This window comes from Coleofasciculus sp. G3-WIS-01 (assembly GCF_040223135.1).
Taxonomy (GTDB): Bacteria; Cyanobacteriota; Cyanobacteriia; order Cyanobacteriales; family Coleofasciculaceae; genus Coleofasciculus.
In genome coordinates, this window is sequence record NZ_JAVJZI010000090.1 from 31,452 (window position 1) to 44,936 (window position 13,485).

General features: G+C 45.5%; 10 protein-coding genes and 1 pseudogene. 7 read left to right on the plus strand and 4 right to left on the minus strand.

Translation table 11 applies throughout. The features are described 5' to 3' along the window. Positions 1–34 precede the first annotated feature (34 nt). On the plus strand, positions 35–346 hold the full coding sequence (gene nuoK, locus RIM23_RS09535; protein ID WP_446342412.1) for an NADH-quinone oxidoreductase subunit NuoK: 312 nt from the start codon (positions 35–37) through the stop codon (positions 344–346). A 227-nt stretch (positions 347–573) separates the two neighbouring features. Here the strand turns inward: nuoK and RIM23_RS09540 are convergent, their stop codons facing one another. After that, positions 574–2,535, minus strand: coding sequence for a protein kinase domain-containing protein (locus tag RIM23_RS09540; protein ID WP_446366480.1), 1,962 nt, complete (start codon positions 2,533–2,535; stop codon positions 574–576). Positions 2,536–2,628: 93 nt separating this feature from the next. Here RIM23_RS09540 and RIM23_RS09545 point away from each other — a divergent pair, with 93 nt between their 5' ends. Next, positions 2,629–3,288 carry a Uma2 family endonuclease gene (locus tag RIM23_RS09545; RefSeq protein ID WP_446366482.1) on the plus strand — a complete coding sequence of 220 codons (660 nt, stop codon included), beginning with the start codon at positions 2,629–2,631 and terminating at the stop codon, positions 3,286–3,288. Positions 3,289–3,484: 196 nt separating this feature from the next. Here RIM23_RS09545 and RIM23_RS09550 read toward each other — a convergent pair whose 3' ends face one another. Then, the gene (locus tag RIM23_RS09550) at positions 3,485–5,548 is read right to left on the minus strand and encodes a hypothetical protein (RefSeq protein ID WP_446366484.1); all 2,064 of its coding nucleotides are present in this window, start codon (positions 5,546–5,548) and stop codon (positions 3,485–3,487) included. A gap of 64 nt (positions 5,549–5,612) precedes the next feature. Beyond that, the gene (locus tag RIM23_RS09555; protein ID WP_446366486.1) at positions 5,613–5,897 is read right to left on the minus strand and encodes a hypothetical protein; all 285 of its coding nucleotides are present in this window, start codon (positions 5,895–5,897) and stop codon (positions 5,613–5,615) included. A gap of 201 nt (positions 5,898–6,098) precedes the next feature. Between RIM23_RS09555 and RIM23_RS09560 the strand changes: the two are divergent. Both RIM23_RS09560 and RIM23_RS09565 read left to right on the plus strand, forming a co-directional pair. Further along, positions 6,099–7,361, plus strand: a pseudogene (locus RIM23_RS09560) (RNA-guided endonuclease InsQ/TnpB family protein); the annotation flags it as partial. 382 nt (positions 7,362–7,743) lie between these two features. Further along, positions 7,744–10,170 carry a glycoside hydrolase family 31 protein gene (locus RIM23_RS09565; protein WP_446366488.1) on the plus strand — a complete coding sequence of 809 codons (2,427 nt, stop codon included), beginning with the start codon at positions 7,744–7,746 and terminating at the stop codon, positions 10,168–10,170. A gap of 737 nt (positions 10,171–10,907) precedes the next feature. On the opposite strand, the gene RIM23_RS09570 is transcribed toward RIM23_RS09565, so the two are convergent. Beyond that, positions 10,908–11,042 carry a hypothetical protein gene (locus tag RIM23_RS09570; RefSeq protein WP_446366490.1) on the minus strand — a complete coding sequence of 45 codons (135 nt, stop codon included), beginning with the start codon at positions 11,040–11,042 and terminating at the stop codon, positions 10,908–10,910. 90 nt (positions 11,043–11,132) lie between these two features. Here RIM23_RS09570 and carA point away from each other — a divergent pair, with 90 nt between their 5' ends. The 3 genes from carA (at position 11,133) to RIM23_RS09585 (ending at position 13,475) form a co-directional block, all read left to right on the plus strand. After that, a complete protein-coding gene (carA, locus tag RIM23_RS09575; RefSeq protein ID WP_446366492.1) occupies positions 11,133–12,281 on the plus strand; it encodes a glutamine-hydrolyzing carbamoyl-phosphate synthase small subunit in 1,149 nt (382 codons plus the stop codon). 201 nt (positions 12,282–12,482) lie between these two features. Further along, entirely contained in the window at positions 12,483–12,851 is a 369-nt protein-coding gene (locus RIM23_RS09580; RefSeq protein WP_446366532.1) for an STAS domain-containing protein, read from the plus strand. A 156-nt stretch (positions 12,852–13,007) separates the two neighbouring features. Next, the gene (locus tag RIM23_RS09585) at positions 13,008–13,475 is read left to right on the plus strand and encodes a Mini-ribonuclease 3 (RefSeq protein WP_446366494.1); all 468 of its coding nucleotides are present in this window, start codon (positions 13,008–13,010) and stop codon (positions 13,473–13,475) included. Positions 13,476–13,485: the final 10 nt, after the last annotated feature.

The following is a 13,485-nucleotide window of genomic DNA, read 5'->3' on the forward strand; positions in this document are numbered from 1 at the left end:
CAACTGTCAAACATCAAACATTAAACGTCAATTCATGGAACTCCAACTTCAATATTTTTTACTTCTAGCGGCGGCTCTGTTTTGCCTTGGTATCTATGGTTTGATTACCAGCCGCAATGCTGTGCGCGTGTTAATGTCAATTGAACTGCTGTTGAATGCGGTCAATTTGAATTTAATGGGGTTTTCTAATTTTATTGACCCTGTGGGAATTAAAGGTCAGGTTTTTACTGTGTTTGTGATTACGGTAGCGGCGGCTGAAGCGGCGGTTGGGTTAGCAATTGTGCTGTCGATTTATCGCAATCGCGACACGATTGATATGGAGCAGTTTAATTTGCTCAAGTGGTAGTGTAGGCTGAGGGCGCACGTCGGTGCGCCTCTACATAAATGTTTTGACCAATGATTATATTTTTTTATTAAAATGGAAATTTTTGATGTTTTTTTTGATTAAATCTTTGAGTGCGAAAATTATATTTTTTTAACGCAGAGGTACGCAGAGGAAAGCGCAGAGGTACGCAGAGGAAAGTGCAAAGGTACGCCAAGGAGCTATATCAAACTATTTCCTGTGAGCAAGTTTTAATCACAACGCCAAACTTTAATGGTTTTATCCATACTGCCACTCACAAGTGTCTTACTATCGGGGCTGAAGGCGACAGCATAGACTTCCCAGGTATGCCCGTTCAGGGTAGCAAGGGTTTGCCTATCGTACAGTTGCCAAATCTTAATTGTTTTATCCATACTACCACTGGCTAAGGTGTATCCATCAGGACTAAAGGCTAATGTCCGTACTCGTTGATTATGACCCTTGAGAGTACCAAGTTCCCTTCTTGTCTCTAACTGCCATAATGTAATTGTGCCATCGCTTTTTCCGGTGGCGAGGAGTTGGCCATCGGGACTAATGGCGACGGAATAGAAAAAGCCGAAACGTAACTGGCTATCGCCAAAACTATTCTGTTCTTCCCCTGTACTGATTTGCCATAATTTTACCGTTCCATCACCACTGACACTGGCAATACTTTCTCCATCGGGACTGATGGCAACATCATTAATATAAGTGGTATGTCCTGTAAGCGTATATAATTCCCTACCCTGTTGGATATGCCATAACTTAATCGTGCCATCATTGCTACCACTGGCTAATATCTGCCCATCGGGACTAATGGCGAGGGAACTAATCCATTTTTTATGACCAGTTAGGGTTAAAATAAGTTGTCCATTCTGTACCTGCCAAAGTTTAATCGTTTGGTCATAACTTCCTGTGGCTAAATATTGACTATCAGGCGTGAATGCGACAGCACAGACTCGTTCGATATGACCATTTAGAGTATGATACTCTCGTCCTTCTGGTAACTGCCATAACATCGCCGTGGCGTCTGCACTACCACTAGCCAGAATTAAACCATCGGGACTAATCGCCACCGCTTCCACCGAACCCCAATGTCCATTTAGGGTTTGCACAACTTGCCAATTGGTTAAGGGTGGATGAGAAGGTGGCTTGAGGCTTAGTGGATGTGCCGGAGTGGATGCGATCGCGCTTTGACCTCCAGCCCCCTGAAATCCTGACAGGGTAATCGATTGAGGCGATAGCGATGGGGTAGTGAGTTGGGTTAGTGAAATCGAGGGGAGTTGATTTAAATCTCGGATAACTTCAGCAACGGATTGATAACGATGATTAGTTGCTCGTTTCAGAAGTTTATCTAAAATATAGGCTAATTCATCACTAACCGAATTATTTTTTAAGTAACGCCGCCATATCCAGATATCCTCTCCCGTATCAAACAGTTGTTCAGGAAGTACCTGGGTGAGTAAATGAATACAACTAACACCCAAACTATACAAATCACTGGCAAAAATAGCTTTTCCTTTGGCTTGTTCTGGGGCAATATAGTCCGGTGTCCCCACAGTCGTTCCCGTTTTTGTCGTCCCAATGGCATGTTTAGCCGCACCAAAATCAACTAAAACCAAATTCCCTTTGATTACACCTTCTTCATTTTCCTCCGTTTCCCCAGTATAAATATGCCGACGACGAATAATATTTTCTGGTTTAATATCTCGATGAATAACAGAGCGCGAGTGGATAAACTCAAGGATAGCTAGCAAATCTCGCAGCATATCCCGAATCTGCTGTTCGTTAAATACCCCTTCCTTTGCCAAGATTTGGGCTAAATTTTGCCCATCAATAAATTCTTGGACTAAATACTGGCGATTATCCTGGGTAAAATGAGCCAGCAATTCCGGAATCTGGGGATGTTTCCCCAATTCATCTAGGCGCACGGCTTCTCGTTCAAATAATTCTGTCGCTTTCTGGACATCGCTTTTCCCCTGGTAGAGGGGGAAAAACTGCTTAATCACACATTGAGGTTTCGAGGGTTTATCCTCATCCACCGCTAAAAACGTTCTGCCAAAACCCCCTTGTCCAATCAATCGCAGACTGCGGTAACGTTCTCGCAGCAACAGCTTGGAACCGCAACGTCGGCAAAACCGCATCCCATCTGGGTTTTGGGGGTGATCGCAGTGAGGATTGAGACAATAGCTCATCAGCCAAGGGATATAGAGGTATTCGTCTCTATTTTGGCTTTATCCGGGCGCATTGCTTATAATAAATGAACCTAAAACCTAACACCTAATAGTATGATACTTACAAAAGAAGAAATCATTTATCCCTGTAGTGATGGTCAACCCATGGCAGACAGCACCATTCAATATCAATGGATTACCAAAATTAAAGGTGGCTGTGATGCTCTATTTAAAGATGAGCCTAATGTATTTGTAGCCGGAGACTTACTCTGGTATCCCGTCGAAGGCAATAACACCATCTCCCAAGCGCCGGATGTCATGGTTGTTTTTGGTGTCCCTAAAGAGGATCGTCGTTCCTACCTGCAATGGCGCGAAAACAATATCCCGCCACAAGTTGTCTTTGAAATTCGTTCGTTTCATGACAGCCAGACTAAGATGGATAAAAAACTGGCATTTTATAATCGCTACGGTGTTGAAGAATATTACCTCTATGATCCAGACGATAAAGATTTGAGAGGATGGCAAAGAATTGAAGGACTATTAGAAGTCATTGAACCGATGTCCGGCTGGGTTAGTCCTCGCTTAACAGTGCGGTTTGAATTACCCGAAGCCGGGTTAGAATTATATCGACCCGATGGGCAACGGTTTTTATCCTATTTGGAATTAGAACAACAGCGAGAACAAGAAGCTCAACGCGCCCAACAAGAAGCTCAACGCGCTGAACGGTTAGCCGCGAAATTACGGGAGTTGAATATTGATCCAGATAGTCTTTAAGGCTATACAATTGATTGGATTTAATTACGGCTATCAGGCAAGCTCCTTTTGCTGAAGTTGGTAAACCTGAACCTTTGAAATATCTGGAATCAAATTAAAATTTGTCATGAGTAGCCCGATAACCCGATTTAATTTTGTCCGACTACTTAGAATCTGCGTCCCTGGGGGTTAAACTATAATTCCAATACCAATATTATCAACACCGCCAAATCCTAATCGTCTTATCCGAACTCCCACTCACCACAGTCTTTCGATCCGGACTTATCGCCACCGAATACACCGCACCGTTATGCCCTTTCAGAATATCAATAATTTTCCCTGTACTTAACTGCCAAAGCTGCACAGTCTCATCAGAACTCCCACTCACTAAAACCTTTCCATCCCGACTAATAGCAAGTGAATTAACCGAACCAAAATTTCCTTGCCAGGTACTCATTTCTTTACCCGTTCCCAGATACCAAAGCTTAATCCTTTGATCTGCACTACCACTGGCAATCATTTTACCATCGGGACTAAATACCACTGACTTAACCGCCGCTTTATGTCCACTCAACGTCATGATTAATTGACCTATGGTTAAATCCCAAACCTTAATCGTCTTATCATCACTCCCACTAGCAAGAATTTGACCGTTGGGACTAATCGCCACTGCGTTGACTCGCCCTAGCCAATCTGAATGCTGAATCGATAAGGGAATTTCTTTGCCAATTTCCAGGTTCCACAGTTTAATCGTTCTATCATCACTTCCACTAATTAAACGTTGCCCATCGCGACTAAAGACAATTGATTTAACTGAACTCGAATGTCCCATGAGGGTATAAAGTTCCTGTCCCGTTTCTAACGCCCATACCTTAATCGTATAATCATCATTACCAAAGGCAAGCCGTTTCCCATCTCGACTAAAGGCAATTGATTTGACTCCATTAAACCAGGCAAAGTTTTTAGCCAGAATTCCCATCTCCTGACCTGTTTTTAATTGCCAGAGTCGAAGGGTTTGGTCATCACTACCACTGGCAAAAACCTCTCCTTGGGGACTAATTGCCACAGTATTCACTTTACCCGAATGGGCGGTTAAGGTTTGCACACAATGCCATTTCTGGGTAATTAAGCCAGACTCTGTGCGGGTTTCCAATGTCGTTAATCCCGTCCATAAGTCTTGCAGGGAATTACCAATCTGATGAATATTTTTACCCACTCCCTGAAGTCCGGCGTCGAGTTCATGTCTTAACATTGCTAGAGAAAGGGAGGAGGGTTCTGGTGTTTCTGGGGCGTTTTTGGGCGGCGAGGGTAATCGATTTTTGTCCTTAATGTCTTGCAGTTTATAGATTGTCGTTTGAAGTTGAACAATGGTTTCTTTGAGTTGTTCAATCTGTTGGTGTCGCGGGGAATTTACCTGTTGCGAGTTGGTTTCCAGGTGAGAGACTTGCTGGTTCAGGGGTTCAAGGTAGTCATACCATTTCTCGATCGCCTCCTTCAACTGTCCAAGCTGTAATCCTTGGCTGGTAACATGTGGCGTTAAGGTGTCGAGTTTAGTTTTTAGGGGTTCCAGGTGTTGCTGAACTTGGACAATAATCCCATCATGCTGTTGCTGATTGGCGGCGCTAAATTCGGCAAACTGTTGTTGAGTTTGGCTATCTAGGCGAATTAGTTCCTGATTAAGGGTGTCGATGAGGGGGTTAATGTAAGCCAGAATACCTTCCGCTTGCAGGTGTTGCAATGCCTGTAATTGATCCAGTTGGGCTTGGGTTTGGCGATCGCGCTGTTGGGTTTTCTCGTCGAGTTGGCTAAGATGCAGGTGCAGCGGATGGATGAGTTGATAGATGTGGGCAATAATTTCCGCCTGTTGTTGCTGATTCGCGGTATTGAATTGTTCAAGTTGTTCTTGGCTGCGGGTATCCAGTTGAATCAGTTGTTGATTCAGGGGTTCGATTAGCTGATGAATTTTGTTAATCGCCGCCTTATACTGTTGAGCGTTAATATCCTTGAGGTGATCGATACGCTCCTGAGTCTGGATATCCAGTTGAGAGAATTGCTCGTGAATCGGTTCTAGGTTTTGATACACCTGCGCGATCGCACTATCCTGGTGTTGACGGTTGAGTTGATACAGCCGTTGGCGATTCAGGACATTTACCCCCAGAGTGAAGGTTAAGGGGGTAGCCGCGTAGACGACTTGCTGAGTAGCGGCTGCGATCGCGGTTCCTAAGAGTGAACCCCCGATACAGACATATTCGGTAATATCGAGCCAGTGGCGTTGGGTCATGGCTTTCCTGGTAGCTAATGTCCCCGATCCTTTTATTATGCATCATCGCGCCAATTTTGGACTATCAATGACTATTGGCGTCTGCCCGCACTTTATTGACAACCCTAGGTGATGAGGCATCCATCCATCCCGATAACGTCGATATTGTCTCAATTACGGAATCGGGGAGGTAGTTAGCCAAGTTGGCTAAGGTAGCCATAACCCCTGGTGCAATCCCCCCTGAGCGCAACTCTTTGCCATGAAGGTATGTAGCCGTTGCCCGTAGAGCCGCTGTCGCCGAATCAAGCTCAATGATGTAGTTGGGTTTGACGCCTAGTGATGCTAGTCGATTCGTAATTGTTGAATACATTGACTCTATCTTTAGATAGAAAAAGGGTAGGTAGAGGTTTATCTTAGCAGGGGTTTGGGGAAGTCGTAAGACCCACACTGTAATCTGTGATGAGCGTGCTGGGATACACGATTCCCCAAGGTCAATTTAGGTAACTCAATGTTCACCTAAATTGACATTTAACATTGCGCGGCTAGCCAGTAAATGTTTTATAATACGGGTATGCTGACCTTTAACTATCGCTACCGAATCTATCCGGATGCCGCTCAAGAACAACGATTGATTGAGTGGATGGAAATTTGCCGCTGTGCCTACAACTATGCACTGGGGGAGATAAAGGATTGGTGCAATAGTCGCAAATGCTTGATTGATAGATGTTCTCTGGAAAAAGAGTACATCATTCGGTGCGATACCCCATTCCCCGGCGAACTAAGGCAGCTTAACAATTTGCCAAAGGCTAAGAAGGAATACCCCAAATTAAAAGAGGTTCCCTCTCAAGTCCTTCAGCAGACGATAAAGCAACTACATAAAGGCTGGGATTATTTTAGGTCTCGCGGGTTTGGCTTCCCTAGGTTTAAGAAAATTGGGCAGTTTAAGTCACTACTGTTTCCCCAGTTTAAAGAGAATCCAGTAACGAATATCCATGTCAAACTGCCAAAACTGGGGACAATCCCAATTAACCTGCACCGCCCTATTCCATCTGGTTTTACGGTTAAACAGGTGCGAATTACAAGGAAAGCCGATAAGTGGTATGCATGTATCAACATTCAATGCGATGTCAGTGTCCCCGACCCAAAACCTCATGGACACCCAATTGGGGTAGACATAGGTGTAGGGGCGAAGCATTTGCGTACTATACTTATGCCACTTCCTGTTCACTAATCTCCGCAAATGCTTCGCCCTTACTGGCGACCAGTGATGGCGTTGTTGTCAAACCGCCTAAATTTTTTAAGACACTACAAAGCAAGCTAAAATTGCTGCAACGTAGGCTGTCTAGGAAACAGAAGCGGTCAAAAAATTACGAGAAACAACGACTCAAGGTTGCTCGACTTCACCACTACATTGACAACATCAGGAAAGACTTTCACTTCAAGCAAGCTCATTCCCTTTGTGATGCTGGTGATATGGTTTTCATGGAAGATTTAGACTATAGAGTTAGCGCCAAAGGGATGTTGGGTAAGCAGATGCTTGATGCAGGGTTTGGTCAATTCCGCGCCATTGCCAAATATGTGTGTTGGAAGCGTGGAGTGTAGGGGCGAAGCATTTGCGTACTATACTTATGCCACTTCCTGTTCACTAATCTCCGCAAATGCTTCGCCCTTACTTGCTGTTGTTGATGCCAGAGGCACTTCTCAGGAGTGTCCTGAATGTAAAGGTGAAGTCAAAAAAGATCTAAGTATTCGGGTACATGATTGCCCTCACTGCGGCTACAAAACCGATAGGGATGTCGCTAGTGGTCAGGTCATTAGAAATCGAGGAATAGATTCACTTAGTACCGCAGGACTTGTGGAAAAGGAAACTGCCTGTGCAGCCGATCTACCGGGGGTTGAGGTAACTCAATCTAGGCAAGTGGCGAAATCCCTCCGATGGAATAACCAGGAAATCCTCAAAGTGATTTGAGGAAGCCCACACCATAATTTCCAATTTGGTGTGGGAGGATGTCACTCTTCTGGCAGAAGCACGATAGTAATCGAGTGATTAGTCTATAGGAAAGAATAACCATTGTTTCCATGCATTGGGTTATCCTAGCCTGACATTGACCTGGATGCACCAAATATCATCACCATTACAAATTTTTTTGTCTAATGCAACTTATCGGTAAAATTTTATCATTAAACGCGATTGCCCCGGCATTGAAGGCAGCCTGATGAGACTCCTAGAACGGCTAGGGCTATTCTTAAAATTCCTGGTGAATTCGCTATTTTTTTGGCAATATTTACCAGCCGCATTTGTCTATTCCTATAAACGCGATCGCGCCGAACGCCTGTATCTTCCCAAAGCCACGTCAGAATCCGTTGTCACACCAGGAAAACTCCTCCAGGCTAAGCCAACAGAGCGAGGTGCTTATTTCTACTTTGAGCAGGCAGAACTTGAACTCTATTTTCTCACGCCTGATTTTGTGCGAGTGAATTGGTTTCCGGGTTTGCCACCGATTCCCTACGCCATTGCTTGTGGGGATTGGGATGCTGTTGAAACAACCTTAGAAAACCGGGGCAACGACTGGATGATTGCCAGCGATGCTTTGAAGATTACGATTGGTCTTGATGGTCGCCTCACATTTTACAATGAAACCGGACAAGTAATCCGAGAAGAACTGCCGCCCCAACGACAGGGACTACGATGGATACATCAAGCCGATTTGCCATCAGCAGAACATATTTATGGTCTAGGAGAACGGGCATCTTCTATCAATTTACGAGGCGCGAAAGATACGCAGCAAACGAGTAAAACGTACCAGATGTGGAATTATGACCCCGGAAATATTTATAGACCGGGAGTCGATCCAATGTATATTTGCATTCCGGTTTATTTTGGATTGCATAATTTGGGTAGTTACCTGATTTTTTATGAGAACTATTGTCGCGCTGAATTTACATTTTCTGAGCAGGCGATCGCGAATTTTGAAAATGGCTCTCTCCGGTACTACATCGCCATTGGCGAACCCCCCCAACTGATAGAACGTTATACCCAATTAACCGGTCGAGCGCCACTGCCGCCTCGTTGGGCATTAGGGTATCACCAATCGCGCTGGGGCTACCGTACCCAAGACAAGGTGCGACAGGAAGTAAATTTATTTCAAACTCATGATTTACCTTTAAGCGCGATTCATCTTGATATTGATTGTCAAGTTAAAAATCGTGCCTTTACCATTGACCCCAAACGTTTTCCGAATCTGCGAAATTTTACCCAAGAACTGGCAGAATTAGGTGTCCGATGCGTTGCCATTAATAATCCTGGGATTAAGTACAGCCGTCAGAGCAATTTGTTTCTAGAAGGACAAATTATTAATGCCTTTTGCACCTATCCCAATGGAGAACTTATCATTGCGCCAGTTTGGGCGGGAAAAACGGTATTTCCTGATTTCACAAACCCCGATGTTCGGACGTGGTGGAGTCAGCAATTCGCCTATCTGCTCAAGGTGGGAATTGCTGGTGTTTGGAATGATATGAATGAACCGTCAGTGTTCGTTAGTTGGGGTGCTCCCACCCTTCCTCTAGTCGCACAACATGACTTAGAAGGAAAAAAAGGGGATCATCGACAGGCACATAATTTGTATGGATTGCTGGAAAACCAAGCCGTTTATGAAGGGATGCGTCAGTATCAACCTCAAAAACGTCCCTTCATTGTCGCGCGATCGGGTTGGGCGGGGTTACAACGTTATGCTTGGACTTGGACAGGGGATATTGTTTCTACGTGGGAAGCATTGCGTCAGACAATAGCCACGATTGTGGGGTTAGGGCTTTCTGGTATTCCCTACAGTGGTTCTGATATTGGTGGCTTTTTGGGAAATCCTGACGCCGAACTCTATCTGCGTTGGTTTCAGATGGCAACCTTTTCGATGTTTTATCGGACGCACTGTGCCATCAGTGTTTTGCCTCGCGCTCCTTGGACTTATGGTGAGCCTCATTTAAGCATTATGCGTCGCTTTCTGCAATTACGCTACCAATTGATGCCTTACTTTTATACCCTGGCTTGGGAAGCGCGAGAGAAGGGATATCCTCCTGTACGTCCGCTGTTCTGGTTAGACTGGACGAATCAATCACTGTGGGATGTGGACGATGCCTTCTGTTTAGGTAATGCACTGCTAGTCTGTCCGATTATGCACCCAAAAGAGCGATCGCGTCTAATCTCCCTGCCCAAGGGTTACTGGTACAACTTCTGGGATGATGCAATGGTTGAAGGTGGGACAGTTATTGAATTAGAAGCCTCATTAGAACAGATTCCGTTGCTGGTTAAAGCGGGTAGTATTGTACCCATGGAAAACAAAGAGCAATTAACGCTTCACCTGTATCCACCAATAGAAGGTGAGAGCGAAGGTTGCCTATACAGCGATGCGGGAGATGGATATGGAGAGTCTCGACTGGAGCAATTTTACTTAATCCGAAATCAGCAGGATTTAGAACTGACCTGGAAGCAGCAGGGAACCTATGATTTTCCTTATCAAGACGTGCGATTGCATGTTCATGGTATATCAGTGCAACAAGCTTGGGTAGATGGGCAATATGTGATCATGCAGGGGCAACAATTGCCATGTCATTCCTTTAGGCAGGTTCGCTTTAGCTTTGAGGATTAGGATTACACCCAGAACTATAAAAGCACCCATGCTTAATGTTAAGGTGCTAGAAAGAAAGACAATGACGGCGCGATCGCGAAATAACATAGTATAGGCTCAAACAGATCATGAGCTATTTCTTTTTATTATGACGAATGATTTTGCCTTTCTCCACTATCTTATGAGGGCAAAAAAATCAAGATCAGTTTTGCCCATCTAGACAGAGATACAACTGATCTTGCTGAGACAGTGGGCAATCCAGGATTATCTAGTTGTGGGGAGAAAGGGGGAGCAATAAGACCCACGCCATAATTTTTAATTGGGCGTTGGGATACAGGCTTACTTCCCCAACCTCATTGTTGTAAATTGACATTGGCTTCGATATAGATGCTCACTCGCGCTAGTTGAAATTGCTGCAGTGTGAGTTGATTCTCGAAATCGATAATCAACAACCAACGCCAATCAAACTAACTAGTACCGCGGGACTCGCGGGAATGGAAACTGCCTGTGCAGACGGTCTACCGGGGACTCAAATTCGTCTGAGTCTAGGTAAGTGTCGAAATCCCGCAAGGCTTCCGCCGTGAGCGTCAGCCGAACGGGAAAAACCAGGAAATCCAAGTTGTGAAGCTTGGAAGCCCACACCAAATCAAAGATTCTGGTGTGGGAGGATGTCACAAAAGTCACACTCTAATAACCTCCATTCATTCATTACTGTACTGTTTGATGTAGGTGGCATTACGGTGAAGGCGGTCACCATTTCAACCATCAAGGTGAAATCGACGCCCCAGTAATGCTTGTTTCCCTTCAAATTTCCTCATAGCTTCCTTCCCCCAGGCTGATCCAGTCGGGGGATTTTCACGATCGCCGCCAACAATCCTCGCCAGTTTTTCCATTGCTATGAGATAATATCGCCTCAGTTGAGCGTTCAAGTTATCGTACTCTTAGAAATAACAATCAACCAACCATCAACAAAAAAACTGCTTATGCCTATTTCAGCGGCTACACCAGCGCTTCTGGTGCTGGCGGATGGAACATCCTACCCCGGTTGGTCTTTCGGCGCTTCAGGTACGGCAATTGGAGAAGTCGTATTTAATACCGCCATGACGGGGTATCAAGAAGTGGCAACAGATCCCAGCTACTGTGGTCAGATTGTCACCTTTACCTATCCCGAACTGGGAAACACAGGGGTTAACCCAGAGGACGAAGAATCAGCCCATCCTCAGATCCGGGGCGCGATCGCCCGGAACATTTGTTGGCGTCCGAGTAATTGGCGTTCAACCCAGTCTTTACCCGACTACCTCAAGCAACACCATGTCCCCGGAATTTACGGGATTGATACGAGGGCGCTGACTCGCAAACTGCGTTCAACCGGGGCGATGAATGGTGGTATTTCCACAGAAATTCTTGATCCCGGCGAATTGCTGCAGCAAGTGCAAGCCGCGCCGAGTATGGCGGGGTTAAATCTCGTGCAGGAAGTTACCACCAAAGCCGTTTACGAGTGGTCCCAAGCCACGGATAATCATTGGGAGTTCAGTCCCACGGCTGAATCGACGACGGGTGAACCCCTAACCGTGGTGGCGATCGATTTTGGCATCAAACGCAACATTCTGCGGCGTTTAGCCAGCTATGGTTGTCGGGTGATCGTGGTACCGGCGAATACGTCCCCCGAAGAAATTCTCAAGTACAACCCTGATGGAATTTTCCTCTCCAACGGACCTGGCGATCCGGCGGCGGTTAAGGACGGTATTGAAACGACCAAAGCCTTGTTAAAACACCGAAAACCCCTCTTTGGCATCTGCATGGGACACCAGATATTGGGGCTTTCGATGGAAGCTGAAACTTTTAAGCTAAAATTCGGGCATCGTGGGTTGAATCACCCGGCTGGGTTACAGCAACGGGTAGAAATTACTAGCCAAAACCATGGATTTGCGATCAAGTCTGAGTCATTAGGGGCAGATGTGGAAATTACTCATCTAAACCTGAATGACCGTACTGTGGCAGGATTGCGTCACAAGACGCTACCATTCTTCTCGGTGCAATACCATCCAGAAGCGAGTCCGGGTCCTCATGATGCCGACTACTTGTTTAATCAGTTTGTCGAATCCATGCGATCGCACAAAGCCCGTACATAAGTTCGCTAGCCATATTCCAGATGTAATCGGCTACCTCTGGAAGCGAGGGAAAAATTTTGATCGGTGGGTTATTTCCACGCCCGCCGAACTCGATGTGGATGATCACTAAACTTCTCGCTATACTATCGAATGAGCTTAATCGCTGGTAAACCACCAACCCATGTTGAATTAGTTTAGTGTAAGTACAGCTAGGAGGGTGTTATTCCTGAGCAACTCAACCTGACAGTCAGCTTAAGAGGGACTCGTGAGGTCAAAAGCAATTATCAACTTTTCCGCCTGACTGGATTGTTAGATGCCTTCTCAGAACCAACCTTTGGGAAGGTTATTGGTAAATGTGTTGATGAGGGACCTAAAAATATTATTTTGGATCTCTCTAAGATCGATTTCGTGGATAGTTCGGGCTTAGGCGCTTTAGTGCGTATAGCGAAAAAGGCTCAAACGGCTGAGGGAAAATTGCAAATTGTCACCAATCCCCGTGTGACTCAAACGGTGAAGTTAGTGCGTCTAGAACAATTTCTCTCACTTCAACCATCGGTTGACGTAGCCTTAGAAAACGTCAAAAAAGCCTAGTTGACCGAAAAAACTGTGAAACCCATCCCCTGACATTGCGGCGGGGGATTTCCCTTTGTTCGTCAAGAAACATGTTCCAGACGTAGCAGGTTACGTCTAGGAGCCGGCTAAAATAGGGACGGGCATTGAAATCGCCCTTCATCTTGTCCGAGTTTTATGGAGCAGCAGGAAGAGACTTCAAACAGCACAGACAATAACTCAGCCCTTTCTGGAACAGAAGCCCGATTTCGGCAATTGAATGCTGCTGCCGATCCCCAATGCCAAATTCAACAGATCTCACCAGGGGCGTTGGCTTATCTGGGAGATGCTGTGTATGAACTCTATATTCGCAGTCGCTATTTACTCCCACCTAAACGTCTATGTGATTATCATGATCAAGTCGTGGCTCAAGTCCGCGCCGAAAGTCAAGCGAATACGCTGCGAACACTCGAACCTTACCTAACTGAACCCGAATTGGCACTATTGCGACGTGGACGGAATGCAGCGACTGGAACGTCACGACGCCTCAATCGCAAAATCTATCAACAAGCCACCAGCTTAGAAACATTACTTGGATATCTGTATCTGAGTGATCCCCAACGTTTGACTGAGTTATTGGCGTATTTAGAACTCGATACCCCCTAAATCATTCGTA

Coding starts and splice junctions, on each gene's coding strand:
- nuoK (WP_446342412.1), top strand. CDS start 35: ATGGAACTCCAACTTCAATATTTTTTACTTCTAGCGGCGGCTCTGTTT.
- RIM23_RS09540 (WP_446366480.1), bottom strand. CDS start 2,535: ATGAGCTATTGTCTCAATCCTCACTGCGATCACCCCCAAAACCCAGAT.
- RIM23_RS09545 (WP_446366482.1), top strand. CDS start 2,629: ATGATACTTACAAAAGAAGAAATCATTTATCCCTGTAGTGATGGTCAA.
- RIM23_RS09550 (WP_446366484.1), bottom strand. CDS start 5,548: ATGACCCAACGCCACTGGCTCGATATTACCGAATATGTCTGTATCGGG.
- RIM23_RS09555 (WP_446366486.1), bottom strand. CDS start 5,897: ATGTATTCAACAATTACGAATCGACTAGCATCACTAGGCGTCAAACCC.
- RIM23_RS09565 (WP_446366488.1), top strand. CDS start 7,744: ATGAGACTCCTAGAACGGCTAGGGCTATTCTTAAAATTCCTGGTGAAT.
- RIM23_RS09570 (WP_446366490.1), bottom strand. CDS start 11,042: ATGGAAAAACTGGCGAGGATTGTTGGCGGCGATCGTGAAAATCCCCCG.
- carA (WP_446366492.1), top strand. CDS start 11,133: ATGCCTATTTCAGCGGCTACACCAGCGCTTCTGGTGCTGGCGGATGGA.
- RIM23_RS09585 (WP_446366494.1), top strand. CDS start 13,008: ATGGAGCAGCAGGAAGAGACTTCAAACAGCACAGACAATAACTCAGCC.